20 protein-coding genes and 1 other RNA gene are annotated in these 25,294 nt (G+C 72.9%); 11 read left to right on the top strand and 10 right to left on the bottom strand.

All coding sequences use genetic code 11. The features are described 5' to 3' along the window. Window positions 1-17 precede the first annotated feature (17 nt). The 5 genes from HS048_RS27695 to HS048_RS27675 all read left to right on the top strand — a co-directional run bounded on the left by HS048_RS27695 (window position 18) and on the right by HS048_RS27675 (window position 4,463). Window positions 18-857 carry a Nif3-like dinuclear metal center hexameric protein gene (locus HS048_RS27695; RefSeq protein ID WP_068898425.1) on the top strand — a complete coding sequence of 280 codons (840 nt, stop codon included), beginning with the start codon at window positions 18-20 and terminating at the stop codon, window positions 855-857. Window position 858: 1 nt separating this feature from the next. Then, entirely contained in the window at window positions 859-1,599 is a 741-nt protein-coding gene (locus HS048_RS27690; RefSeq protein ID WP_196469125.1) for a zinc ribbon domain-containing protein, read from the top strand. Then, window positions 1,596-2,963, top strand: a complete 1,368-nt coding sequence (locus HS048_RS27685; protein ID WP_068898421.1) for a bifunctional RNase H/acid phosphatase — start codon at window positions 1,596-1,598, stop codon at window positions 2,961-2,963. The genes HS048_RS27690 and HS048_RS27685 overlap by 4 nt, the downstream gene beginning before the upstream one ends. Before the next feature lie 77 nt (window positions 2,964-3,040). Continuing rightward, an RNA gene (gene rnpB, locus HS048_RS27680) (RNase P RNA component class A) lies at window positions 3,041-3,434 on the top strand. Window positions 3,435-3,665: 231 nt separating this feature from the next. After that, the gene (locus HS048_RS27675) at window positions 3,666-4,463 is read left to right on the top strand and encodes a hypothetical protein (RefSeq protein WP_196469124.1); all 798 of its coding nucleotides are present in this window, start codon (window positions 3,666-3,668) and stop codon (window positions 4,461-4,463) included. A 270-nt stretch (window positions 4,464-4,733) separates the two neighbouring features. On the opposite strand, the gene HS048_RS38295 is transcribed toward HS048_RS27675, so the two are convergent. Together HS048_RS38295 and HS048_RS27665 are read right to left on the bottom strand one after the other, a co-directional pair. Further along, on the bottom strand, window positions 4,734-4,916 hold the full coding sequence (locus HS048_RS38295) for a DUF5946 family protein (RefSeq protein WP_196469123.1): 183 nt from the start codon (window positions 4,914-4,916) through the stop codon (window positions 4,734-4,736). 36 nt (window positions 4,917-4,952) lie between these two features. Then, complete coding sequence (locus HS048_RS27665; protein WP_196469122.1) at window positions 4,953-5,537, bottom strand: alpha-ketoglutarate-dependent dioxygenase AlkB; 585 nt, start codon at window positions 5,535-5,537, stop codon at window positions 4,953-4,955. 458 nt (window positions 5,538-5,995) lie between these two features. Between HS048_RS27665 and HS048_RS27660 the strand changes: the two genes are divergently transcribed. The 4 genes from HS048_RS27660 (at window position 5,996) to HS048_RS27645 (ending at window position 8,448) form a co-directional block, all read left to right on the top strand. Then, entirely contained in the window at window positions 5,996-6,325 is a 330-nt protein-coding gene (locus HS048_RS27660) for a PadR family transcriptional regulator (RefSeq protein ID WP_196469121.1), read from the top strand. Then, window positions 6,322-6,885 (top strand): DUF5313 family protein, encoded by a 564-nt coding sequence (locus HS048_RS27655; RefSeq protein ID WP_196469120.1) that lies wholly within the window; start codon window positions 6,322-6,324, stop codon window positions 6,883-6,885. Before HS048_RS27660 ends, HS048_RS27655 begins: the two co-directional genes overlap by 4 nt. A gap of 497 nt (window positions 6,886-7,382) precedes the next feature. Then, window positions 7,383-7,895, top strand: a complete 513-nt coding sequence (locus tag HS048_RS27650; protein ID WP_196469119.1) for a hypothetical protein — start codon at window positions 7,383-7,385, stop codon at window positions 7,893-7,895. 172 nt (window positions 7,896-8,067) lie between these two features. Continuing rightward, entirely contained in the window at window positions 8,068-8,448 is a 381-nt protein-coding gene (locus HS048_RS27645) for a hypothetical protein (RefSeq protein ID WP_196469118.1), read from the top strand. Between the two features lie 577 nt (window positions 8,449-9,025). On the opposite strand, the gene HS048_RS27640 is transcribed toward HS048_RS27645, so the two are convergent. Next, window positions 9,026-10,528 (bottom strand): alpha/beta hydrolase, encoded by a 1,503-nt coding sequence (locus HS048_RS27640; protein WP_196469117.1) that lies wholly within the window; start codon window positions 10,526-10,528, stop codon window positions 9,026-9,028. A 270-nt stretch (window positions 10,529-10,798) separates the two neighbouring features. On the opposite strand from HS048_RS27640, the gene HS048_RS27635 reads away from it, so the two are divergent. Beyond that, entirely contained in the window at window positions 10,799-11,131 is a 333-nt protein-coding gene (locus HS048_RS27635; protein WP_196469116.1) for a YnfA family protein, read from the top strand. A 150-nt stretch (window positions 11,132-11,281) separates the two neighbouring features. On the opposite strand, the gene HS048_RS27630 is transcribed toward HS048_RS27635, so the two are convergent. From HS048_RS27630 to HS048_RS27610, 5 genes are all read right to left on the bottom strand, one after another. Continuing rightward, a complete protein-coding gene (locus HS048_RS27630; RefSeq protein WP_196469115.1) occupies window positions 11,282-13,666 on the bottom strand; it encodes a bifunctional diguanylate cyclase/phosphodiesterase in 2,385 nt (794 codons plus the stop codon). 372 nt (window positions 13,667-14,038) lie between these two features. Next, entirely contained in the window at window positions 14,039-15,055 is a 1,017-nt protein-coding gene (locus tag HS048_RS27625) for an NAD-dependent epimerase/dehydratase family protein (protein ID WP_068896081.1), read from the bottom strand. Between the two features lie 6 nt (window positions 15,056-15,061). Next, a complete protein-coding gene (locus tag HS048_RS27620; RefSeq protein ID WP_196469114.1) occupies window positions 15,062-17,437 on the bottom strand; it encodes a SulP family inorganic anion transporter in 2,376 nt (791 codons plus the stop codon). Between the two features lie 73 nt (window positions 17,438-17,510). Then, a complete protein-coding gene (locus HS048_RS38290) occupies window positions 17,511-19,133 on the bottom strand; it encodes a hypothetical protein (protein WP_196469113.1) in 1,623 nt (540 codons plus the stop codon). Between the two features lie 183 nt (window positions 19,134-19,316). After that, window positions 19,317-19,883: a YbhB/YbcL family Raf kinase inhibitor-like protein gene (locus HS048_RS27610; protein ID WP_196469112.1), complete on the bottom strand. Its 567-nt coding sequence runs from the start codon at window positions 19,881-19,883 to the stop codon at window positions 19,317-19,319. A gap of 93 nt (window positions 19,884-19,976) precedes the next feature. Here HS048_RS27610 and HS048_RS27605 point away from each other — a divergent pair, with 93 nt between their 5' ends. Then, a complete protein-coding gene (locus tag HS048_RS27605) occupies window positions 19,977-23,342 on the top strand; it encodes a BTAD domain-containing putative transcriptional regulator (protein ID WP_196469111.1) in 3,366 nt (1,121 codons plus the stop codon). Between the two features lie 62 nt (window positions 23,343-23,404). On the opposite strand, the gene HS048_RS27600 is transcribed toward HS048_RS27605, so the two are convergent. Beyond that, a complete protein-coding gene (locus HS048_RS27600) occupies window positions 23,405-24,223 on the bottom strand; it encodes an ABC transporter permease (protein ID WP_068896071.1) in 819 nt (272 codons plus the stop codon). After that, window positions 24,220-25,203: an ATP-binding cassette domain-containing protein gene (locus HS048_RS27595; RefSeq protein ID WP_196469110.1), complete on the bottom strand. Its 984-nt coding sequence runs from the start codon at window positions 25,201-25,203 to the stop codon at window positions 24,220-24,222. The genes HS048_RS27600 and HS048_RS27595 overlap by 4 nt, the downstream gene beginning before the upstream one ends. Window positions 25,204-25,294 lie beyond the last annotated feature (91 nt).

Here is a 25,294-nt window from a genome sequence, read left to right as displayed (position 1 = left end):
CCGGTAGTCTGCCGCACGTGTCCACCCTCGCCGACGCCGTCACCGAGCTCGAGACCCTCTACGACCCCGCCTGGGCGGAGTCGTGGGACGCGGTCGGGCTCGTCTGCGGCGACCCTGCCCAGCCCGTCCGGAAGATCCTGTTCGCGGTGGACCCGGTCGCCGCCGTCGCGGACGAGGCCCTGGCATGGGGTGCAGACCTGATCGTGACCCACCACCCGCTCTACCTGCGCGGCACGACGACCGTCGCGGCCACCACCTTCAAGGGCCGCCTGGTCCACCGGCTGATCAAGAACGACGTGGCCCTCTACACCGCTCACACCAACGCCGACGTCGCCGACCCCGGTGTCTCCGACGCGCTCGCCCGCGCCGTGGGCCTGACCGGGCCGCTGGTCCCGCTGAGCCCCGCCGCCGCCGACCCCCGCCGCGGACTCGGCCGCGTCGGCTCCCTGCCCGCGCCGACGCCCCTGCGCGACTTCGTACGGCGGGCCGCCCGGGGACTGCCCCGCACGGCGGGCGGCCTGCGCGTCGCCGGAGACCTCGACCGGGAGGTCCTGCGGGTCGCGGTGAGCGGGGGAGCGGGCGACTCCCTCCTGGGCACGGCCCGCGCCGCCGGAGTCGACGTCTTCCTCACCGCCGACCTCCGCCATCATCCGGCCAGCGAGTTCGCCGAGGCGTCGTCCTCCTCCGGCGGTCCCGCGCTCGTCGACGCGGCCCACTGGGCCACCGAATGGCCCTGGCTGGCCGACGCCGCCCGGCGGCTGACGTCAGGGTTGGCGGCGCGGGGGATTAATGTTGAGGCACGTGTCTCCGAGACGGTCACGGACGCATGGACTACAACAGCAGAGTGCGAGGAATGAAGTGAAAGCAGCCCCGGCATCCCAGAAGCGCCTGCTCGACCTGGCCGAGGTCGACTCCGTCCTCGACCGGCTGGCCCACCGCCGCCGCACCCTGCCGGAACTGGCCGAGATCGACGAGCTCGCCGCCCGCGTGGCCAGGCTGGCCACGCAGGTGATCGCCGCCGAGACCGAGGCGGGCGACCTGGCCAGGGAGCAGTCCAAGGCCGAGTCCGACGTCGACTCGGTCCGCGTCCGCGTCGAGCGGGACCAGAAGCGCCTCGACTCCGGCCAGGTCTCCTCTCCCAAGGACCTGGCCAGCCTCCAGTCGGAGATCGCCTCGCTGACCCGCCGCCAGGGCGACCTGGAGGAGGTGGTGCTCGAGATCATGGAGCGCCGGGAGGCCGCCGACGAGCAGGTCGTGAAGCTGTCCGCCGAGCGCGACGAGCTCGCCGCCGCCCGCGCCGCCGCCGAGGACCGTAGGGACGCCGTCTTCGCCGAGATCGACAAGGAGCTCGGCGAGGTGAAGGCCAAGCGCTCCGGCGTCGCCGCAGACGTCCCCGCCGACCTGCTCTCCCTCTACGAGAAGCTCCGCGAGCAGTTCGGCGTCGGCGCCGCGATGCTCCAGGGCGGCCGCTGCCTGGGCTGCCGGACGAGCCTGTCCATCGCGGACGTCAACCGCATCAAGGCCGCCCCGCACGACGAGGTGATCCGCTGCGAGGAGTGCCGCCGCATCCTGGTCCGCACCCCCGAGTCCGGGCTGTGACGTCCTACCTCGTCGAGGCCGACGGCGGGTCCCGGGGCAACCCCGGCCCCGCCGGCTACGGCGCGGTGGTCAAGGACGCGGCCGACGGCCAGATCCTCGCCGAGGACGCCGCGGCGATCGGCACCGCGACCAACAACGTCGCCGAGTACCGCGGGCTGATCGCCGGCCTGCGGGCCCTGCTGGACCTGGCCGGGGACGGCGCGGCGGCCGAGGTGCGGATGGACTCCAAGCTGGTCGTCGAGCAGATGGCCGGCCGCTGGAAGATCAAGAACGAGGGCCTGCGCCCGCTCGCCTCGGAGGCCGCGGCCCTGGCCCGCCGCCTCCGGGTCACCTGGAAGTGGATCCCCCGCGAGCGCAACACCGACGCCGACCGCCTGGCCAACGAGGCGATGGACGCCGCCGCCAAGGGCCTCCCGTGGCGCTCGACCGCCTCCGCGGCGGGGGCCGCCCCGGCGGAGGGAGCCGCTCCGACGGGGGGAGCCGTCGGCCCCGGGAGAGCCTCCGCCGGTGCCGCTCGCGTCCCGGAACGCCCCGCCGGTTCCCCGCGTTCCGGTCCCGACGCGTCCGCGGACGCCGGGCGGACCGGAGCCCCCGCGCCCGCCGCGCAGGGGGCCCTCTTCGACCCGACCGACGTCTCCGAGGTCCCGTCCGGCCTCCCGGCGAAGGCGGCCGCGGCCATGACCCCGGCCACCGGCACGGCGTCGGCCACCGGCACGGCCCCGGGCACCGGCTGGCGCCCCCCGACCACCGCGGCCACCACCCTGATCCTGCTCCGCCACGGCGAGACCCCGCTCTCCGTCGAGCGCAGGTTCTCCGGCCTCGGGGACCCCGAGCTCACCGCGAACGGCGCCGCCCAGGCCGAGGCCGCCGCGGCCAGGCTCTCGCAGCCGTCGTACGGCGTGCAGGCGATCGTCAGCTCCCCGCTCAAGCGGGCGCGGGCCACCGCCGAGGCCGTCGCCGCCAGGACCGGCCTGGAGGTGCTCGTCGAGGAGGACCTCCGGGAGGTCGACTTCGGCGACTGGGAGGGCCACACCTTCACCGAGATCCAGCGCCGCTGGCCGGACGAGCTCAAGGCGTGGCTGTCGGATCCGGCCGTCGCGCCGCCGGGCGGGGAGAGCTTCGAGACCGCGGCACGGCGGGTCGAGGCGGTCCGGGACGGGCTCGTCGAGCGCTACGAGGGCAGGACGGTCCTCGTCGTCTCCCACGTGACGCCGATCAAGACGCTGCTCCGGCTCGCGCTGCTGGCTCCGCCCGCCGCGCTGTACCGCATGCACCTCGACCTGGCCTGCCTGTCCCTGGTCGAGTACTACGCCGACGGCCCGGCCGTGGTGAAGTCGTTCAACGACACCTCGCACCTGCGCTGAGAGCGGGGCATGGGGAGGGGCGGAGCCTGCCCGGCCGGAGGCCGCCCGGGAGCGGATAAGCTAGGCGGCACGGCGGACGAGCCGGCCGGGCGGCCGCGTCGGGTCCCTTGCGGGCCCGCCGAGGAAGGTCCGGGCTCCACAGGGCAGGGTGGTCGGTAACGCCGACCCGGGGTGACCCGCGGGACAGTGCCACAGAGAACAGACCGCCTCTCGCAAGAGGGGTAAGGGTGAAACGGTGGTGTAAGAGACCACCAGCGCCCACGGTGACGTGGGCGGCTCGGTAAACCCCACCCGGAGCAAGGTCAAGAAGGGGCGCTCCGCGAGGAGCGTCCCGCGCGCGACGTTCGAGGGCTGCCCGCCCGAGCCGCGCGGGTAGACCGCTCGAGGCCGGCGGCAACGCCGGCCCTAGATGGATGGTCGCCCCTTCACGCGAGTGAAGGACAGAACCCGGCCTACAGGCCGACTCGTCCGCCTTCACCCCGCCGATCTGCATCGGAGGATGCATCTCGCCTCGGTATCCGCTCCTGTTCCACCCGGACAGAAATGATCATTTTTTCGGTGGCTCTACTTTCCCGCAGAGCAAGATGCGCCGGCCTGCCCGGAAGACTCCGCAGAGTCCGAGAGACATCACGTTCTGTGACATTCGGTACGGCTCCCCGTGACGGTTGATCGAAACAGGGTGGACCGCGCTAGCGTGCGTCCATGCAGGACGACGCCATCCCGCCCGCGAGCCGATCGGTCGGTTCCGTCGGCGGACGTGCGGTCGCCAAGGAGATCTGCCGGTGCTTCGACCAGCACAAGGTTCGTCGACGACCACGCGTGGTGCGCTTCCACGTCGAACGTCAGGACACGGCCTCTGCCGCCTGGCGCGACCTGCTCGATCTCGTGGAGGAAGCGGCGGCCGACGGCCGGGAGAAGTTCCGGCCCTTGGGCGATCTCGACCTGGACGAACGACGTCAGATCATCACCCCGCCGCCGACCATCTCCAAGCGCACCGAGGTCAAGCACCTGATGCTCTACGGCAGCAACCTGGCGCGGATCCCACCCGAGATCGGTGCGATGACCGGTCTGAGGCAGTTCACTCCCTACACCTCGCACCGCCTGCACTGGTTTCCCTACGAGCTGACCCGGTGCCTGCAGCTGAGGAACAGCACGGTCAGCACCCGCTCGCTGTACGGCAATGTCAAGATTCGGCCGCCGTTCCCTCCGTTCCAGCCGGGCAGGGCATCGATCCGCGACCTCGACACCGGTGACCTCGACCCCAAAGTATGGGGCACCGACATGATCGGGGCGTGCAGCGTCTGCGGTCGGCCGATCGCAGAAGCCGGGCTCCACCAGGTCTGGATCTCCTCGCAGGTCGGTACTGACGTATTGCCGCTCCTGGTCAACGCCTGCTCACCGGCCTGCATCGATGCGCTTCCGGCTCCCGCAGAGGGTTATGTGCCGACCCCGCACACCGGCGGACCCGGCATCGTCCAGCCGCACGCCGACTACGCATGAGCGAGATCGGAGATCATATGGGCCTCCGCGGGCAGGGTACGACGAGGGCATACGAGAGTTCGAGACGGCCGGAGACACCGAGAACCGATGAGAGACCGGACCACAGGTCAGACGCCATCCCGTAATGCCGGGCCAGGTCTCAACGGCGGGACCCCGGAGAAGTCGTCTGAGGTGGGCCTGCGACCGCCGGACAGGTACGAGTTGCGGCGCCGTGCCCGCCGGGAAGAGCAGCGCGTCCAGGCCGCCCTCCAGGTAGACGTGCAGGATCGCTCACTGGACAGGGCCGCCGTACCCGAGCCCGAGACTCGGATGCTGGAGGTGGAAGCAGGCCACCGAGACGGTGTGGAGCGGTGCCCACGGCACCCGCCTCGAGTAGTCCAGGGTCAGCAGCCGGTGGAACAGGGCGTCGCAGGGTTCCGGTACCGCGCCGCCGCACTCCGCGCATCGGGCCACCCGGACATCCCTTCCGTTCAGCAGGTCTTCCGTTCATCAGACCGGAGGAGATGGGCACACCGGACTCTCATCCCGGCCGGGTCCCGCTGCGACGGGTCCCGCTTCGAAGCGGCGAAACGTGAGGCTGATGCGAGGGTCGACAGAACGCGCGCGGGGAACGGCGTGGGCCCAGGCGAGCTGGGTGGCGGACGTCATCAGCAGGAGTGAGCCGTGTTCGAGGGCGAGCTCGGTGCGGTGGACCCGGTCGAGGCTGCGGAACACCAGACGGCGCGTCGCGCCGAGCGAGACGATCGCGATCACACTGTCCGGGACCAGCCCCCGGTAGGAGTCCTGGTGGAATCCCATGGTGTTGTCGCCGGTTTCGTACAGGTTGGCCAGGCAGTTGTTGAAGGGATGGCCGGCGTACTCGGCGACGCGGTCCGTGATCGCGGTGATCCGCGGCGGCATGTCCATCGGCTCGTAGCACTGGCCGGCGTAGTTGTACGGCACGCCGAAACTGGCCGTGCGCCGTGCCCGCATGCGCTCGTCCCAGGCCACTTCGGCCAGGAGGAAGGCGAGGTCGGCGTCGGCGTCGGGTAGTGCGCCCGTGAAGTAGCGGATGTCGAGGGGCGGTGCGGTCAACGGATTCTCCATCGCGAGGGTGGACACGAACCGGTGGCCCGAAGCGGGCGGGGCCGGCGTTGTCGATCGCGATGGGAGGACGGCACGGCCGGACTGTACCCATCTTCCTCAGTCGGATGCCAGTGAATAACCCTTCCGGCCGCCTGCCCGGCCCGAGCTCCTTCAGCGGGAGAACAGGCGGGCCGCCGCGTCCGCGGCCAACAGGAAGCCGACGGTCCAGCGGGATCGCGATCGTGCCGGGACCGCAGCCCAGCTCGGCGACCCGGCCGACCGGGCCGAGGAGTTCGGCCGGGTACGCGATGGCCACCTGGCCATGGCCCGGGCGGTGCCAGGTGCGGTGCGGCGCAGTACTGCCGAACAGGTCCTTCACGCCAGAGCCGTGCCGCGTGCTGCGGCTCAGCGCCACCTGAACATGATCACCCGTTGATCTATGCAACGCTTAACGATATATATCGCATATGGCGCTACGCGAGCAGAGCTATCTCATCCTGTTGGCCCTGGCCGACGGCCCGCTCCACGGCTACGGCGTGATCAAAACCGTCCGGGACCTGTCGGAGGAGCGAGTGCGGCTCGGCGCCGGCACCCTGTACGGCGCGCTCGACCGATTGTCGGGTGATGGCCTGGTGTCCGTGGTCAAGGAAGAGGTCGTCGGCGGCCGCCATCGCCGCTACTACGACCTGACCGGCCACGGCCGCACCGTCCTGGCCGAGGAGACCTCCCGCCTGACCCGCCTGGCCGCCACCGCTCAGCACCGCCTGTCCCTGCGGCCGCAGTGGGGAACGCGGTGACCGGACACGAGCACCTCGCCGCTGAAAACCGCAGCGGCGCCTACGCCGACCGCTGCCGCCTGCTGCTGCGCACGGCGTATCCGCCGCGCTTCATGCACGCGCGCGGCGAGGAGTTCCTGGGCACCCTTCTCGATCTGGCCGAGCCCGACCGGTCCTGGCCTGACCCGCGCACCGTGCTGGACGTGCTGCGCGCCGGCGCGGTCTGGCGCCTGCGGGAGCGCCCTCCTCTGTGGCGCTGGCTCTGCTACCGTCTGTTCGGCCTACGGCTTCCCTTGCGCTACCGCTGGTGGGTCCGTGACGACGTACGTGGCAGGTTCTTCCTCGCGCGTCTTCTCGGGACGTGGGCATTCCTGGTTTTCCTGCCGTACACGCTGGTGGACGGTCTCGGGCTGATCGGCGAGCCCGGTTCCTGGGGGCTCAAGCTCGGCGCTCTGCTGGGCACCTGCATGACCACCGTTGTCGGCCGTCGACAGATCCGACGCGACTTGCTGGCCAAGCACCGGTTCAACCCCAACGGCACTCCCATCGCTCCGAGGGTCGACGATGACGAGCCGCGGTGACCTTCGCGTGTCCCTGTGATGATCATGTGTGTTTCGAGAGGGTGAAGCGCTTCACCCGGCTACGCCGAACCTGATCGCACGCCATCACCTCTTCAGCATGCGGTCCGGTTCCGTTGCAGGTGCGCGTCCGTTCTTCCTCGCCCCGGCTCCCGTGCTTCTACCGTTCAATCCTGCCTGGATCCTCCTCGACCCCCTACCAATGGGCGTTCGCCGCGATCCGCTGCTCACTCGGCGCCCGCGCCCTCTACGATCGGCGCCGCACTGCCGGAACCGGCCATCATGCGGCCCTGCGGGTGCCGGCCAACCGTCTGGTCGGGATCTACCACGGCTGCCTGCGCCGTCGCACCGTCTATGACGAGCAGCGCGCCTGGGACATGCGAACCGCTGACGCTGCTCGACCTCGCTGAAAACCGTGCAGCTCATGAACATGCGGACATCATCGCCGCTGGTGCGGTTTCTCATTTGAATCGGCTTCCGGCAGTAGGCGACACTGCGGCATGCACTCCTGTGAGCAGCCCGGGCCGGCCTTCGCCGAGGTGGGCGGCCGAATCTATGAGGCATTGCGCTCCGGTGACCTCGATGCGGGCCCGGTCCTGGAATTGGCGTGCCTGCTGGAGGAGCGGGGCCGACGCACCGTCGCCGTGCAGGAAGTCCTCGAACGCCCTACCGCTGATCTGACGGTGGCCGACCTGACCCGGCTGGGTGAACGTCTGCTCGACGACATCGGTTTCGAACCGACCTTCGCCCTGGAACCGGGCCCGTGGGCGACGCTGGAGCAGGCGCTGGGGATCGTGGAGCGCGATGTCCGCGCCGCGGGGATCGCCGGAACGCTCCGGCTGGTCACCCCGGGCTGGGACGACAGCGGTCAGGCCTGGGTGGAATTCCAGGGCGGTCATCACGGCAACGGCATCCGGCCCGTTGCGGGACGAGATCTCCAGGGAGCGCTCGGCTTCCGGCTGGACGGCCCGCGGGGTGAAGTCGGGATCGAGTCGATCAGGTCCGGGTGCTGACGAGGTGACCCCGCGCTGTGCGCCGGTGCCCCGATGCCGGCCACGGCACGGAACGCGGCATCCCACGACCGCGGCGAGCCGCCACTCGTTTCGGTTCGACGGAAAACGGTTCGATCCCGCCCGTGACGGACGGATACCGTCTTGATCGGAGCAGGTCGATCCCGTAGGAGGGATGTTGAGGCGTAGGAGTCCGCAGGAGAAGAAGCGCCTGAGCTATGCCAAGGACCGCCGCAACGACTACGGGGAGAACGACAAGGGCTCCCGTAAGAACATCCGGCGCAGCAAACGCGCTCCTCATCGGGCGAACAGGCACCGGGCGCACCAGGTCCTCGAAGCGGCCGTCGGCGCTGTCGACGAGGGCGCCGCGGAGAAGGTCGAGCAGCGACTGCTGGTGAAGCGGCCGAAGTCCTGGGAGAAGTCCCCGGACGCGCCTCTGGGGGAGATCGTTCAGTACACCCTGCGGCGGCGGATGACGCTGGAGACCGGCGATCCGAAGCGGGACGCCGCCCGTCTGGAACGCGTCCGCCAGCGGACCCGGCAGTCGGTCGGCTGAGTGTGTCTTCCCCGGCCCCATCGCCGCCGGGGCGCGACAGGCCCTCGCCCTCGGCGACGAACCGGCCGCGACGGTCTGTGACCCGAGTACCGCTTCTCACCCGTGGTGCGGGTGCCGGCAACAGGTCCGGGCGGACCCGGGCGACCGTGGCGCGAAGGACCGCGTAGCGCCCGGCCGACCGGGCCCGGAGCGCGGTGGCGGACGATCTCGGACCGGCTACGGGCCGGAAGGCGTCCGGTCGGTGCGGGGTTCGTCGCGGCTCCAGATCTGAGTGCACCGAGGGAGGTCTTCGATGCCGCCTCCTTCGGGGATCATGCCCCAGAGGAAGGGGACCAGATACCGGGGCGGTCCGCCCAGGAGCAAGGCCAGGTCGTCTTCGGAGACGGTGAGGGTGGTTCACCCCGCGGGGTGGAAGGGGCCGGTCCCTCAGCGAGGCCGCCGTCGGTTTCGTCGAAGGAAGCGGTGAGGAGAGGGCCGGGACCGGTCCGCGGCCTGCGGTGGATCTCCCGGCTGGAGGAGATCCACCGCAGGCCGGCGGCGATGTCCGTACGGCGCGGCTCCCCGGCCGTCGCGGACGTCAGGAGCCGCAGACCGTGCCCTTGGCGGGCACCTTCCCGTCGATCAGGTAGGCGTCGGCGACCTTCGTCGTGCAGGCGTTGACCCCGTAGGCGCCGTGGCCCTCGCCCTCGGAGGTCACCAGCACGGCCGTCCTGAGCTGCTTGGTCAGCTTCGGCCCCCACGCGTACGGCGTGGCCGGGTCACCGGTCGTGGCGACCACCACGATCGGGGCCGAGCCGGTGGCGTCGACCTTCTTGGCCGCGTTGCTCCCGGCGAACGGCCAGGCCCCGCAGAGACCGCCCAGGCCGGCGCCGCCGAACATCGGATTGATCTTCCGTGCCGCGGCGTCGGTCCTGGCCTGTTCCGCGGCACTGGGCCGCTCGGCGGAGTCGGCGCAGCTGATGGCCGGGAAGCTGGTCAGCATGGTCGAGTAGGTGCCGTCGGCCCGGCGGCCGGTGTAGCCGTCGGCCAGGCCCAGCAGGAGCCGGCCGTCGCCCTTGAGCGCCGCGCCCAGCGCCTGCTCCAGCACCGGCCAGGCCTGCTGGGCGTACAGCGCCGCCCCGATGCCGGTGACCGCCAGGCTCTGGGTGAGCTCCCGCCGGTCGACCTTCAGCGGCTTGGCGTCCAGGCGCTTCCACAGGGCCCGGACGGTCCTGTCGGCCGTCTTCCGGTCCGCGCCGAGGACGCACTTGCCGGAGCCCTTCGCGGCGCAGGCGGCGAGGAACGCCTCGTACGACCGCTGGAAGCCTCTCATCTGGTCGAGGGTGCGCTGCCGGAACGAGACGGTGGGGTCCAGCGGGGCGTCCAGCAGGAAACGGCCCACCTTCCCGGGGAAAATCGTCGCGTAGACCGCCCCCAGATGCGTGCCGTACGACATGCCGAAGTAGTCGAGCCTGCTCTCGCCCAGTGCCTCACGCAGCAGTTCCAGGTCCCGGGCGGCGTTGACGGTGCCCACATGGGGCAGGATCTCACCGGAGGTCTTCTCGCAGGCCCGGACGAACTCCGCGGTGGCCCGCTTCGACCGTGCCCGCTCGGCCCGGGTGTCCGGGGTGGCGTCGGCGGCGTGGTACTCCTCCATCTCCGCGGCGTCGCCGCACCGGACGCCGGAGCTGCGCTCCACTCCGCGGGGGTCGAAGGAGACGAGGTCGTAGCGGGCGTTCAGCGCGGTGTAGGCCGGAGCGGCCAACGGCAGGATGTCCACGCCTGAGCCGCCGGGCCCGCCGAAGTTGAACACCAGCGACCCCAGCCGCTTGCCGGAACCGGTGGCCTTGATGCGGATCAGCGCCAGCTCGATGCTCTTGCCGCCGGGGTCGGCGTGGTCGAGGGGGACGGTGAGCGTGCCGCACTCGGTGCCGGCGGGAAGCTTCTGACCTTCGGCGGGCCGCATGCCGGCGCACGATCCCCAAGAGATCGTCCCCTGCCCGGCACCCGAACCGGTGCTCGTCGCGGCGGCCGGACCGCCGGCGGTGACCAGGGCCAAGGGCAGGGCGGCGGCGATCGCCGTGAGTCTCACAGGGCGCATGGGCACTCTTTTCATGATCGGAAGGTTTCTGTCGGGGTGGGGCGTCCTCCAAGAAAGATCTTGCCTTTCCTGGCCACACGCAGACAGTCGCCGATATCACCGGAGGCGTATGGATCTTGCGGGCGAGCTCGATGACAAATGTCATCTGGCCCGGAGGTGCGGAGGTCCGGAGGTCCGCAGGCCGGGGGCGCCGACCTGTCGCCGCCGATTCGCCGATTCCCGGCCGGGCCGGTGGCGGACCGGCCGGGGCCGTGCGCTGTACTACCGGTCATGACGATCGTCCGCTCGCTGGTGCTGTTCGCCCTGGCCGCCGTCTTCGAGATCGGCGGCGCCTGGCTGATCTGGCAGGGCTGGCGCGAGCACCGCGGCCCGGCGTGGATCGCCGCCGGGACCCTCGCCCTGGCCGCCTACGGGTTCGTGGCCACCTTCCAGCCCGACGCGCACTTCGGGCGGATCCTGGCCGCCTACGGAGGCGTGTTCGTCGCCGGATCCCTGGCCTGGGGCATCGTCATGGACGGCTTCCGTCCCGACCGCTGGGACGTGATCGGCGCGCTGATCTGCCTGGCAGGGGTGGCGGTCATCATGTACGCCCCGCGCGGATAGACGGCGCTGGGCGCCCTCCTCGAACCACTGCGCCCCGAACATGCACGCCCCGCGCGGATAGGCGGCGCGCTCCGCCCGCCGGCCACCGGACGGCGATCTCCACCGTCGTCCGCCCCGGCTCCGGCTCGCGGGCAGGCCGGCTGGTCCGTCTCAGGCGACGTGTTGCCAGGGGGTGGTGTGCAGCAGTTCGTCGATGCGGGGGGCGGGGACGGGTGGGGAGAACAGGTAGCCCTGGGCGTGGGGGGCGCCGAGTTGGCGTAGCAGGGCGGCTTGGTCGGGGGTTTCGACGCCTTCGACGATGGTGTCGAGGCCGAGGCTGGCCGACAGTTCCAGGATGGCTTTGGTGAAGGCGCGGGTCTGGGGGTGGTCGGCGGCGGTGGGCGGGGTGGTGAAGGAGCGGTCGATCTTGAGGATGTCGACGGGCAGGGTGCGCAGGTAGGCCAGGGAGGAGTAGCCGGTGCCGAAGTCGTCGAGGGCGATGCGGATGCCGTGGGTGCGCAGGTCGCTCAGCAGGGTGGTGATGCGCTGGGTTTCGGTGGGGGTGGTGGCCAGGAGCATGCTTTCGGTGATTTCGAGGATGAGGGCGTGGGGGGGTAGGTGGTGGCGGGCGAGGGTGTCCAGGACGGTGTGGGGGAAGGCGGGGTCGCGTAGCTGGCGGCCGGAGATGTTGACGGTGAGGGCGGTGCCGTGGTGGTGGTGCCAGGGGGTGGCGTCGGTGATGGCCTGGGTCAGGGCCCAGTGGCCGAGGTCGGTGATGAGGCCGGTGTTTTCGGCGATGGGGATGAAGACGTCGGGGGGGATGGGGCGGCCGGCGGTGGGGGTCCAGCGGAGGAGGGCTTCGAGGGCGTGGGTGGTGCCGGTGGCGAGGTCGATGACGGGTTGGTAGTGGAGGGTGAGTTCGCCTCGGGTGCGGGCGTGGCGTAGGCCGGTGGCCAGGGTGGTGTGGTGCAGGTGGGCGGTGCGCAGGTCGGGGTGGAAGAGGGTGGTGTGGTTCTTGCCGTGGGCTTTGGCGGTGTAGAGGGCGAGGTCGGCGTCGCGCAGGGCGTCGGTGGGGGTGGTGGGGGGCAGGCCGGCGAGGATGCCGATGCTGGTGGTGAGGTGGAGTTCGCGGTCGCCGATGCGGTAGGGGTGGGCCAGGGCGGTGCGGATGCGGTGGGCCAGGGTGGTGGCGGTGTCGGGGGTGGCGTTGGTCAGGACGAGGGCGAACTCGTCGCCGCCGAGCCGCGCCAGGGTCCGGCCGGGAGGGACCAGATCGCGCAGGCGGCCGGCGACGGCGACGAGCAGCTCGTCGCCGACGGGGTGGCCGTAGGTGTCGTTGACGTCCTTGAAGTCGTCCAGGTCCAGCAGGAGCAGCGCCGGCGGGAGAGGCCCCGGAGCGGCGACGGCGGCCTGCAGCGCGTCGATGAGCAGGGCGCGGTTGGCCAGGCCGGTGAGCGGGTCGTGCGAGGCGCGGTGGGCCAGGCTGCGGCGGAGCAGTTCCTGGTGGTGCAGGGCGGTGGACAGTTCGCCGGCCTGGGCGGCGAGGCGGTCGGCCTGGTGGTCCAGGACGAGGGCGCGGTTCTCGGCCAGGCGGGCGACGAGGTTGAGGCGGAGCACGAGCAGGACGGCCAGCAGCACGGTCAGGCAGATGACCACGATCCCGTCGTGGGGGTCGGGGGTGACGCCGAGGAGCAGGGGGCCCAGGCTGGAGGCCAGGGGGCCGAGCAGGGCCAGGGCCAGGAACGTGGCGGCCCGCGCCCGGGTGGAGACCTCGGAGAACGCCGGGGCGGTGCGGGCCACGCTGGGGTGCAGCGCGGCGCCGCCGATGAGGACCGAGGCACCCAGCCAGGCGATCGTGGTGACCGCGCCGGACGGCCGGCCCGTCGCCAGGTCGAGCAGCCGCGCGCTGTCGGCGACGAACAGGGCTCCCTGGGCGGCGCTGAGCAGGAGCAGCCACGGACCCCGGCCCCTGGCCAGCGCCAGCCGTACGACCAGGCCGAGCAGGAACAGGTCGATGACCGGGGTGGCCAGCGCCAGGGCGAGCTCCGCGCCGGTGTAGCCGCTGCGGTCGATCACGGGGTCGATGAAGAACGTCCAGAAGGGCATGGCCACGCCGACGGTGATGATCGCGGCGTCCAGCAGCGCGGCCCGGAGCGAACGGCTCCGCTGCCTGCTCAGCAGCACCAGGGCGGGCAGGCCGAAGGAGTAGCAGACCACCACCAGGGTGCTGTACACGCTCATGGCGCCGGGGATCTCCAGCCAGACCCAGCCGACGGCCCAGACCAGCGTGGTCGTCAGCCAGTTCATGACGCTGCCCGTGCCCAGCAGCCGCCACGGCCACTGACGGCCCAGGCGGTGCCGGCGGATCCCGGAGACGACGGCCAGCGCCGCGACCCCCTGCAGCAGCACCCAGGGCAGCACGTCCAGGGGCGGGGGAAACAGCGGGGTGGCCAGCGCGAGCAGGCCCGCGGCCGCGAGGAACACCGGCCGGCCGTACGGCTCGCGCGCGAAACGCGAGCAGGCGGCGGGGACCGCTCCACGCGATGTCCGGCTCATGTTCCCTTCCTCGATCGCCATGCGCTGGAACCGGGTGCCGGAACGACCTCCCGGCGGTACGGCGCGGGCACGGCGGATGCCGAGGGGGTGCCGTCCGGCCGCCGGGCGGGACCACCCGAGGGCTCCTCCGGTCCGGCGGATCCCTCATCGGCAGCGGAACGGAGGAACTGACGAAGAACGGGGACGACGTCGCCGCCGGCCGTACGCGCTCAGGGGCCGTCCCGCCGGACGGCGGAGGGCGGCCGGTGCCTCCCGGCCGCCCTCCGCCCACGGCCCAGGGAGCGCCGGCCGCGGTCCGGCATTCGGGGGAACGAGGCCGGACACCGGCCAACCTAGGAGGGCACGGCGGGATGCGTCTGCGGAGAAATGCACTCAGGCCCGCCGCTCCCACGCGGCCAGGATCTCGGCCTCCTTGCCGGGGTCGATGCCGTGCCGCATGCGCTCGGTGCCGAAGGACCGCCGCTCCTCCGGGACGTCGCGCAGCCAGGCCCAGGTGTCGCGGACGGTCTCCGCGACCGGCCGGCAGGTCAGCCCGGCGGCCACCGCCTTGGCCGAGGAGGGCAGCCACACGCCCGCCAGCTCGGGGATGTCGGGGGCCCAGAGCGGCAGCTCGGTCCACGGCTGCACCCCGTGGTCGAGCAGGACGCGGTCGTCGACCCAGACGAGCTCGGCGGACGATCCGGTCGCCGCCCGGCACTCCTCCAGGAAACCGCCGTAGGTGAGGCCGTCGCGGATCCCGGCGGCGAAGAACCGGTCCTGCGTGCCCGCCCCGGCCTGCGACAGGGTGAAGGCGGCGAGGTCGCGCGCGTCGATGACCTGCATCTCGACCCCGGGATCACCCGGCGCGAGCACCTTCCCGCCGCGCGCCATCCGGGTCAGCCACCAGGGCAGTCGGCCGACGTTCTCGTGCGGGCCGAGGATGAGGCCCGGCTCGACGATCAGGGAGGCGCCGTCGAACCCCTGCTCCACCGCGCGCTCGCAGCCCGCCTTGAGCGTGCCGTAGTCGCCGTCGTCCGGCCCGGCGTCGGGGGCGCACTCGAACCGGGGCGAGCCCTCGTCGGTCGGGCCCTTGCCCGGCCAGAGGGAGCAGGCCGAGATGCTGGAGATGAAGGCGTAGGTGGCGGCCTTCCCGTTGAGCGCGCGCACGGACCGGCCGACGACCCGGGGGACGAACCCGCAGACGTCGACGACGACGTCCCACTCCCGGCCGTCCGCGAGCCGCGCGAGGTCCTCGGGGGACTCGCGGTCACCCCGGACGGCCTCGACGCCCGGCAGGTCCTCGCCGCTCCTGCCCCGGTTGAACGTCGTCACCTCGTGTCCGCGCCGCAGCGCCTCCTCGGTGATCGCCCGGCCGAGGAACACCGAGCCGCCGATGATCAGAGTTCTCATGGCGTCTCATTGTTCGTGCCGTCCGGGAGGAAGGACAGCCTGTTTCACCTCCGGCGCAAGCCGTACGCCGAGAGCGGAGCGGCCGGGGGCACCGTCGGCGGAGGCGGGGGAGTGGTCGAGGACGTGGACCCTGGCGGCGCCGATGTCGAAGTACAGGCCCACCAGCTCCAGGCGCCCGGCGCGCACGCGCCGGTCCACCTCGGGGTGGGTGCGGAGGTTCTCCAGCTGCTGGATCACGTTGACCCTGCAGAGCCGGTCGAGCGGACCGCTCCCGGCGTCGTCGCCGCCGGTGGAGACGAACCGGGCCAGGCTGGGAGCGCCGTGCCGCAGCCAGTGGCCGAGGCCGGGCAGTTCGGCGGCCTTCCCGCCGCCGTCGAGCAGCGCCGCCATCGCGCCGCAGCCGGAGTGGCCGCAGACCGTGATGGTCCGGACGTCGAGCACGCCGGTGGCGTACTCGATCGAGGCCGCGACGGAGTGGTCCGCGGGTGCGGCCCCCCGGCGCGGGACCAGGTTGCCGATGTTGCGGACGGTGAACAGGTCGCCGGGACCGCTGGCGGTGATGAGGTTCGGCACGATCCGGGAGTCCGCGCAGGTGATGAAGAGGTGGGAGGGCTCCTGCTTGCGGGCCAGGCCGTGCAGCACCGGGCGGACCAGCGGCGCCGTACGGCGGTGGAACTCCCGGGCGCCGGCCAGCAGATCGGGTACGGCGGGGCCGCCGGGGTCGCCGGTGGCGCCGTCACCGGGCACGCCCCCGCCGGGAGCGCCGTCACCGGACACGTGGCGGACCGGGATCAGACCGCCGGCGGACATCGGCCTGCGCCGCCGCCGGTGGGACCAGGGCAGCCACCAGCGGTCCGGGGCCACCGGCGGGGTCTTGGCCGGGAACATCCGGGCGCCGCTGGCGGCCATGGCGTACCACTCGTCGTGGATCTCGTCGATGTCCACGGTGCCGCCGCCGCGTTCGTGGTTCTGCCGCCAGGTGTGGACGGCCTCGAAGGCGGCGTTGTCCATGAAGTCGATGTTCAGGTCGAGGTCGACCGCGGTCCCCGCCGGGATGGCGGACAGCTCCGAGGTGAGCCGGGGCACGCCGAGGAAGGTCAGCGAGCCGCCGATCAGCACGTGCCAGCGGCCGTCGGCCTCCGGCACGGCCCGGACGGTCACCCAGGTGAGGCGGCGCAGCGCCAGCAGCGCGGCGAGTCCCAGGCCGAGCAGCACGCCCTCGGCGAGGCCGAGCAGCACCACGCCGGAGAGGGTGACGAAGTAGACCGGTACCTCGCCGTGGCCGCGCAGGTTGCGGACGTGCCCGACGTTGACCATCTGGACGCCGATGAAGACCAGCAGCGCGGCCAGCGCCTCCATGGGGATGAAGGCGACGCTCCAGCCCAGGCCGAGCGCGAACAGCAGGATCCAGACGCCGTGCAGGGTCGCGGACCAGCGGCTGCGCGCTCCGGCGCGGGCGTTGGCGGTGCTGCGCACGATGACCCCGGCGACGGGCAGGCCGCCCAGTGCGCCGCTCACCATGTTGGCCACGCCCTGGGCGGTCAGCTCCTTGTCGAGGTCGGCGCGCCTGCCGTCGTGCAGCTTGTCGACCGCCACCGAGCAGAGCAGGGACTCCACCCCGGCGAGCAGGGCGACGAGCAGCACCGCGGTGGCGATCCCGTGCCAGTCGCCCAGGGGCCAGGCCGGGGCCGACCACCCGCTCAGGCCCACCGAGAGGTCGATCCGGGTGACGTCCCAGCCGAGCACCACGGCGGTCACGGAGGCGGTGGCGAGGGCCGCCAGCGGGGCCGGGACGACCCGGAGCCGCTGCGGCAGCCGGGTCCAGACGGCCAGGACCGCGATGGTCAGCAGCCCGGCGAGGACCGGAGGGCCGTGGTGGTCCGCGATCTGCCGGGGGAGCTCGGCGAGGTTCTCGACCGCGGAGGACTGCGGGGCGCCGCCGAGGACCACGTGCAGCTGGGACAGGGCGATCACCACGCCGACGCCGGCCAGCATGCCGTGCACCACGGCCGGGGAGACGGCCAGGGCCGCGCGGGCGACCCGGAAGACCCCCAGGAGGAGCTGGAGCCCGCCCGCCATCAGGGTGATCATGCAGGTGGCCCGCCAGCCGTACCGCGTGACGAGATCGGCGACCACCAGGGCGAGCCCGGCGGCGGGGCCGCTCACCTGGACGGCCGAACCGCCCAGGAGTCCCGCCACGACGCCACCGACCGCACCGGCGACGAGCCCGGCCGCCAGCGGCGCCCCCGAGGCCACGGCGATGCCCAGGCAGAGGGGCACCGCCACCAGGAAGACCACCAGGGAGGCGGGCAGGTCGTGCCGTAGCACGGAGGTGAAACCGCTTGGAGTGGTCGATGAGTCACTCTTCGTGTCCGTCCCCATGGGGCAGACCCTATGCCGAAGGCCTCCGGCGGCGGGGGTGCTTACCGGAGGCCTTTACGGATGACGGAGGAAATCAGCGGTAATAGTCGGGGTAGTCCTGATCCTGGTCCTGGCTGCGGTGGTGGCCGCCCCGTGAACCCGCGCGGCTGTGCCCGTCGGGGGCCGCGGCGGTCTCGGCGGTGGCGCCGTAGAGATCACCGTAACTCGGCCAGCTCGCGCTCCCGGTGGCGGCACTCGTGGCGGGGCCTGCGAGAGGACCCCCGACGGGGCCCGCGGGGGCCGGCTCGGGCCAGGCGACGGGGTTGGCGGGGGAGGCGTACCGGCCGGTCTCGTAGCCGTAGTCTCCGCCGGCCGCGGGGCCGGAGCCTCCCCTCGGGAGGTCGTCGTAGGGGGCGACGACGCGGGACGGGCCCGTCGGAGTCGAGATCGCGGGGCTCGGGCCGGTGAGCACGTCGTCGTCGATGGTCGCCCAGCCGGCGCTCACCTCGTAGGAGGGGGCGGCGGGAGGGGCGCTGTGGACGGGTGTCTGGTACGAGCTGTAGGAGGGGGCCGGGTCGTCCAGGATGTCGGCCGTGTTCATCGCGGCCCAGCCGCCGGAGTCCGGGGCCGTGGCCTTGGCCCAGGGATTGTCCGAGAGGGGGGTCGCGGGGGGCGTCGAGGGCGCCGCGCCGTAGGGGGAGGAGAGCGGGTCCACCGCCGGGGAGGGCGGGGGCCCGGGGGGCACCGGGGACATGGCGGGGAAACCGCCGCTGGTGGTGGGGCCCAGGGGGGGCATCGCGGCGGCCTCACCGGTGGCCGGACCGAACGCCGGGCTCTGCCCGCCGGTCGTGGCCGGATCGCCGGGGGCGGCGGGACCGGACGGGGAGACCGGAGCGCCGGGGGCGGCGGAAGGGGCGGCACCGCGCGGGTGGGGACCGCGGAGCGGGTCGTTCAGCGGGTCCGGGCGCGCCGGTCCGCCGGACCGCGAGCCGCCCGCGCCGCCCGGTCCGGCCGGGGCGTTCGACGAGGAGGAGCGGCTGCTCCGGCGGGAACCGGACCGCGGGGTGCGGCCGTCGCCGAAGGTGCCGGGGGTCGGCGCGGCGAAGGTGACGGTCTTCTGCTCGGCCAGCGAAGCGGCGCTGGGGGCCGGGTTCGGCTGGACCGGCTCGACCAGGTCGCTGAGGCCCGAGGGCAGGGACGCCGAGGCGACGGCGGGGGCGGGGGGAGCCGGGGGGACCGGCGCGGACTGGCCGGGGCGGGACCTGTTCGGCAGGGGGGCCTGCACGGTCACCGCGTCGGCGTCGGCCTCCGGGCGGTCGGGCTGATCGACGGGGCGGCTGGCGCCCATCTTGGCCCCGAGGGAACCGCCGAAGCCGCCGTCGTCCGCCTGGAGCCGCGTCCAGTAGTCGTCGTCGTAGTCGTCGGGCTCGCCGAACTCGTTCACGCCGCGCTTGCCGCGGGCGCCCGTCGGACGCGGCGGACGGGGTTTGGGCTCGTCGAACGGGGAGAGGTCCGGCGTGAAATGGTCCATCTTGGGTTCACGGGTCGCGAAGTCGTCGATGGACCGCGTGGGCGTCGACGCCTCCTTCTCGGCCATCTCCCGCAGGCGCTCCGCGGGGAGCGCACTCTCCCTGCGGTTCATCGACCGCATTCCCATGGCCACGACGACCAGTACGAGGAGCACGACGGCCACCAGGCCCACTATGACCAGGATCATTGCACCACCTTCAAGGCCATGGCCTCCCAGCGGCGCCGGTGAGGTCGCGCGGCCATCGACGCGACCTGCCCCCTGTGATCACCTGCGCTCGGACATTGGATCTGATTGTGTCGGACCACTATGAGCGTTGTCACACCCTAAGTGAAGAATCGGTAACCATTACTACCTCCGGTGTTCAGCTCATCACTCGATGTGCGTCGCGGTCAGCCGTCCCCAGGCGATCGTCTTGTCCGCGATGCTCTTCAGGGTCTCGGAGAGGGGGGCACCCTTCGCGAGCTCGACCTTCCCGTTGAGCGCGTAGACAGTGAAACGATAGTTCTCCTGAGGCAGGCACGGAGGCGCATAGCCCACTTTGCCGTTGGTCGTGCGGCCCTCCACGGCTCCGGGGGGGAGCGTGCTCTCGGCCAGCTCGTTCGTGCGCGGGTTGATGTCGAACACCACCCAGTGCACCTCGGCGCCGGCCTGGGCGTTGTCGTTGTCGGCCACGATCGCCACGGACTTCGCGCCCTCGGGCACGCGCGACCATCGCAGCGGCGGGTTGCCGACCGAGCCGCGGCAGGAGTAGTCGGACGGCAGGGGGCCACCGTCCCGCAGCGTGGGGCTTGAGACGCTGAGCGGTTCCAGCTGGAGCCGCTCGGCGGAGGCGGCGCTGCCGACCATGCCGCAACCGGAAGAGACGACGACGAACGCCGCGGACACCGTCGCCATGACGGTCCGGCGCGCGCGCGTAGACGTGTTCGACTTCCCCATGCCCGATGATGCTACGCGGATCTGGAAGGTGCACCGACCGGATCGCGAGGTTCCGTGGCGCGGAAACGTCCCGGAATCGGACAGAATCAATGGATGGACGGGGTGAGGGAGAGCGCCGAGGTGAATTTCGCCATCCTCGGGCCCCTGGAGGTCCGCCGCCGCGGTGAGGCCGTGGAGATCACCGGTCGGCGTCTGCGGGCCCTCCTCTGCCTGCTGGTCCTCGATGCCGGGCGGGCCGTGCCGACGGACCGGCTGGTCGCGGGGGTCTGGGGGGACCGGCCGCCGGCCGCGGTGACGAACGCGTTGCAGGCCCTGGTCTCCCGCCTCCGCGCGGTGCTGGGCGACCCGCGGGGTCTCGTCGAGGCGACGGCGACCGGTTACCGGCTGGCCGCCGGCCCCGAGCAGGTGGACGCGCACCGGTTCGCCCGGCTGGCGGACGAGGGCCGGGCCGCCCTCGGCACGGGCTCCCCGGCGGAGGCGGCGGCCACGCTCCGCGCCGCGCTGGAGCTGTGGCGGGGGCCGGCCCTGGCGGACCTGGGCGGTGACGAGATCGCCGCCTCCGCCCTCGCCCGGCTGGAGGCCCTGCGCCTGGCCGCGCTGGAGGATCGGATCGAGGCCGACCTGTTGCTCGGCCGGGAGGCCGGCCTGGCCGCCGAACTGCCCGCGCTGATCGCCGCCCACCCGTTCCGCGAGCGGCTGCGCGGCCAGTTCATGCGCGCGCTGTACGGCTCGGGCCGCCGGGTCGAGGCGCTGGCCGCGTTCGAGGACGCCCGCGCGCTCTTCGCCGAGGAACTCGGCGCCGACCCCTCACCCGGCCTGGCCGGCCTCCACCTGTCCATGCTGCGCGGGGAACCGGTGGACGGGAGGGAGCGGACGCCCGGCTCCGCGGTCTCCCTCGCAGTCCCGTCCGTGCCCGGCGGAGGGGCCGCTCCCGCTTTCGTGCCCGCGTCCGCTTCCGTGCCGGGACCGGCGGGGTCTCCGCGGCGGGGCAACCTGCGGGCCGGGCTCACCAGCTTCGTCGGGCGGGAGCACGACGTGGCCCGCACGGCGGAACTGCTCGCCCGGCACCGGCTGGTCACCCTGCTCGGTCCCGGCGGCGCGGGGAAGAGCAGGCTGGCGGTCGAGACGGCCGAGGCGGTGGCCGGAGGGCTGCCGGACGGGGTGTGGCTGGCGGAGCTCGCCCCGGTGGCGGATCCCGCGGAGGTGCCGGGGACCGTGTTCTCGGCGTTCTCGGCGCTGGAACTGCGCGACGGCCCGCTCGTGCGGCCCGGGCCCCTCCCCCCGCCGGCCCGCGATCCGCTCTCCCGCCTGCTCTCGGCTCTGGCGGAGAAACGGCTGCTGATCATCCTGGACAACTGCGAGCACCTGATCGAGGCGGCGGCGCGGCTCGCCGACCGCGTGCTCGCCGACTGCCCCGGCGTGCGGATCCTGGCCACGAGCCGTGAGCCGCTCGGCATCACCGGTGAGCTGACCTGGCCGGTGCCGCCGCTGGAGACCCCGCCCCCGAGCAGCGACGACCCGGACGGCGGTCCGGGCGACGCCGCGCTGGACTATCCCGCGGTCCGCCTGTTCGCCGAGCGCGCCGCAGCGGTCCGTCCCGGCTACCGGCCCGAGGCGGAGCTCGACGCGGTGGTGCGCATCTGCCGCGAGCTCGACGGCATGCCGCTCGCCATCGAGCTCGCGGCGGCCCGCCTCCGCTCCCTGTCCGCCGGGCAGATCGCCCACCGCCTCGACGACCGGTTCCGCCTCCTGACCGGCGGCAGCCGTACGGCGCTGCCCAGGCACCAGACGCTGCACGCGGTGGTGGAGTGGAGCTGGGACCTGCTGGACGAGCAGGAGCGGGCGCTGGCCCGCCGCCTGTCCGTCTTCGCGGGGGGCATCGCCCTGGAGGCCGCCGAGCGGATCTGCGCCGGAGAGGGACTGCCGCGCGCCGACGTGCTCGACGTGCTGGCCCGCCTGGTCGACAAATCGCTGGTGGCGGTGGCGGGCCACGATCCCGTGCCCCGCTACCGGATGCTGGAGACCATCCGCGCGTACGCCGCCGAACGGCTGGAGGCCTCGGGCGAGCGGGAACGGCTGCGGCTGGCGCACGCCGTCCACTTCACCGAGCTGGCGGAGGCGGCCGATCCGGGACTCCGCGACCGGCGGCAGGCTGCCTGCCTCGCCGAGATGGCGCGCGAGCACGACAACCTGTCGGCGGCGCTGCGCTGGGCGGTCGAGGGGGGCCGCGTCGAGCTGGCGCTGCGGCTGGTCGGCGCACTGGGCTGGTACTGGTGGCTGAGCGGCCACCGGACCGAGGGCGCGCACCGGGCCCGTGAGGTGCTCGGCAAGGCGGGCGGCGCCGCTCCCGGGCCGCTCGCGCTGGCCCGGGCGGTGTACGGGATCAACGCGGTCGGTGCGGGGAGCGCCCTCGACGGCGCACGGGCCGAACTGGCCGAGGCGATCCGGCTGGCCAGGGAGGAGGTCGCCCGGCCCTGGCATCCGATGGTGGCGCTGGCGGGCCCGATCGTCGCCCTCTTCCTGGGCGCCTGCCCGGACGACGGTCACCTCGACGAGATGTCCGCCCATCCCGACCCGTGGGTGAGGGCCCTGATCCACCTGTTCCTCGGGGCCGAGCAGCTCGCCGCCGGCCGGCTCGACGCCTGCGAGGCGGAGATGACGGCCTCCCTGGACGGGTTCCGCCGTCTCGGCGAGCGCTGGGGCACCGGCAACGCCCTGGCCGTGCTGGGCGAGCTGGACTTTCTGCGCGGCGAGCCGGAGCGGGGGCTGGAGAGGCTGCACGAGGCCATCGCCGTCCTGGAGGAGATCGCCGCGGTGGACGAGCTCGCCTACATGCGGGGCAGACTCGCGTTCGCGCTCAACCTGACGGGCGACCGGGCGACGGCCGGGGAACTGCTGGAGGAGTCGCTCCGCTTCGCCCTGCGCAACGGTGACCGGGTCGGCGGGATGTCGCTGCTCGCCGGCCGGGGGGACTTCGCCCGCGAGGCCGGCGACTTCGCCGGGGCCAGGCGCTACTACGCCGACGCACTGCGGATGGTGGACGCCGAACCCGGCATGCCGGTGCAGATCAGAGCGATGATCAATGTTTCGCTCGGTCTGCTGGCCGAGCAGGAGGGGGACCTCGCCCGGGCCCGCCGCCTGCTGGAGGCGGCGCTGGAGCAGGCGGCGGGCTCGACGGACGCGGGCGCGCTCGGCATGGCGCTGATCGGCATGGCCGGCCTGGTCCTGTCGGAGGGCGACCCGGCCGGGGCTGCGACGCTGCTCGGCGGGGCCGCGACCGTCCGGGGCGTCGAGGCGGTGGTCGACTTCGACCACGTGCGGATCACCGGACGCGCGAGGGCCGCGCTCGGCGAGGAGGGGTTCTCCCTCCACTACGGGCGCGGCCGCGTGCTGTCCCGCCAGGACGTCGTCTCCCTGGCGGGCCGGCTCCCGCCGCATCTCCCGGCCGCCTCACGGTAGGGGCCGCGGCTCCGGGTCCCAGCTCCCGGAGAACGGCCCCCCGCCCCCGCGGCTGGAGGGCGTCACACCCGGACGCGGAAGGCCCGGATCGCCAGGGGCGCGAAGACCACCGCGAACCCGGCCGCCCAGAGCAGGGAGATCATCGAGGCGTGGGCGACCTCGCCGCCGATCAGCAGTCCGCGGATGGCGTCGGCCAGGTGCGTGACCGGGTTGATGTCGGACCAGACCCGCAGCCATTCGGGGAAGGTCTGCGACGGCACCAGCGCACTGCTGGTGAACGTCAGCGGCATCATGGTGGAGAAGGCGATCATCTGCACCTTCTCCGGGCTGGAGGCCTTGAGCCCGATCAGCACCGACATCCACGACATGGCCAGGGCGACCACCACCAGCAGCGCCAGGGCGCCCAGCAGGCCGATCACGCTCGTCTCGACCCGGAACCCCAGGATCATGCCGAAGCCGACGAGCAGCGCGAAGGCCCACACCTGCTTGGCCGTGTCGGCGATGATCCGGCCGGACAGCGGTGCGGTCCGCGCGATCGGCAGGCTCCTGAGCCGGTCGAAGACGCCCTTGGTGATGTCGGTGTTCAGCCCGATCGCGGTGGACAGGGTGTAGAACAGGGCGTTCTGCACGAGGAGGCCCGGCAGGGCGAACTGCAGGTAGTCGCCCGTCGAACCGGAGATCGCACCGCCGAACACGTAGGTGAACAGCAGCAGGAACATGATGGGCTGGATGCTCAGGTCGAGCAGCTCCCAGGGGTTGTGCTTGACCTGGACCAGGCTGCGCCAGGCCAGCGTCATCGTCTGCCGGAGCGTGGCCAGCGGGCCGACGTGCCCGGCCGGGGCCGCCACCGCCGGTGCCGCGGTCGTCGTCATCGCCGTCATGCCGGAACCTCTTCCTTCGCCGTGGCCGCCTTCTCGGTGACGGGCTCGTCTTCGGCCCGGTGGCCGGTGAGGGCCAGGAACACCTCGTCCAGGCTGGACTTGCGCAGCGCCAGCTCGGTGGCGACGACGCCCAGGTCGTCGAGGCGGCGGACGATCGCGGGCACGACCGCCGGGTCGTGCACCGAGGCGGTGGCCCTGCCGCCGGTCAGGTCGGGGGCCTCGCCGATGACGTCGGCGACGACCTGGGAGACCAGGTCGAGGTCGGTGGGCCTGAGCGGCCGGACCTCCAGGACCTGCGCGCCGGTGGTCGCCTTCAGCTCGTCGGAGGTGCCCGAGGCGATCACCCTGCCGTGGTCGAAGACCACGATGTCGTCGGCGAGCTGGTCGGCCTCCTCGAGGTATTGGGTGGTGAGCAGCACCGACACCCCGTCGGCCATCAGGCCGCGCACGACGCTCCACAGCTCCGTCCGGCTGCGGGGGTCGAGGCCGGTGGTGGGCTCATCGAGGAAGAGCACCTGCGGCCGCCCGACCAGGCTCGCCGCCAGGTCGAGCCGGCGGCGCATGCCGCCCGAGTAGGTCTTGGTGGCCCGGCCGCCCGCGTCGGAGAGGGCGAACCGCTCCAGCAGCTCGGCGGCCCGCCGCCGGGAGTCGGACCTCGACATGCCGAGGAGCCGGCCGATCATGACCAGGTTCTCCACGCCGGTGAGCATCTCGTCCACCGCGGCGTACTGGCCCGTGAGGCCGACGAGCGAGCGCACCTGGTGGGCCTGGCGGACCACGTCGAACCCCCCGACCGTGGCCCTGCCCTCGTCGGGGCGGAGGAGCGTCGCGAGGATCCGCACCGCGGTGGTCTTGCCCGCCCCGTTCGGCCCCAGGACGCCCAGCAGGCGTCCCTGCGGGACGACGAGATCGACCCCGTCGAGCGCCCGGGTCTCCCCGTAGCGTTTCACCAGGCCCTCCGCCCGGATGGCATGCTGCATGATCGGTTCCCTTCGTCGTGTGCCCTCCCAGGGTGCCGGTCGCCACTGACACTTTCCTGAGCCCGCGCCGACGCCGCCGACTACGGGAGAG

Origin of the sequence: Planomonospora sp. ID91781, assembly GCF_015711595.1 — a bacterium.
Classification (GTDB): domain Bacteria; phylum Actinomycetota; class Actinomycetes; order Streptosporangiales; family Streptosporangiaceae; genus Planomonospora; species Planomonospora parontospora.
Note: the sequence above shows the minus strand (reverse complement) of the source record. Positions and strands in the feature narration are given on the sequence as shown.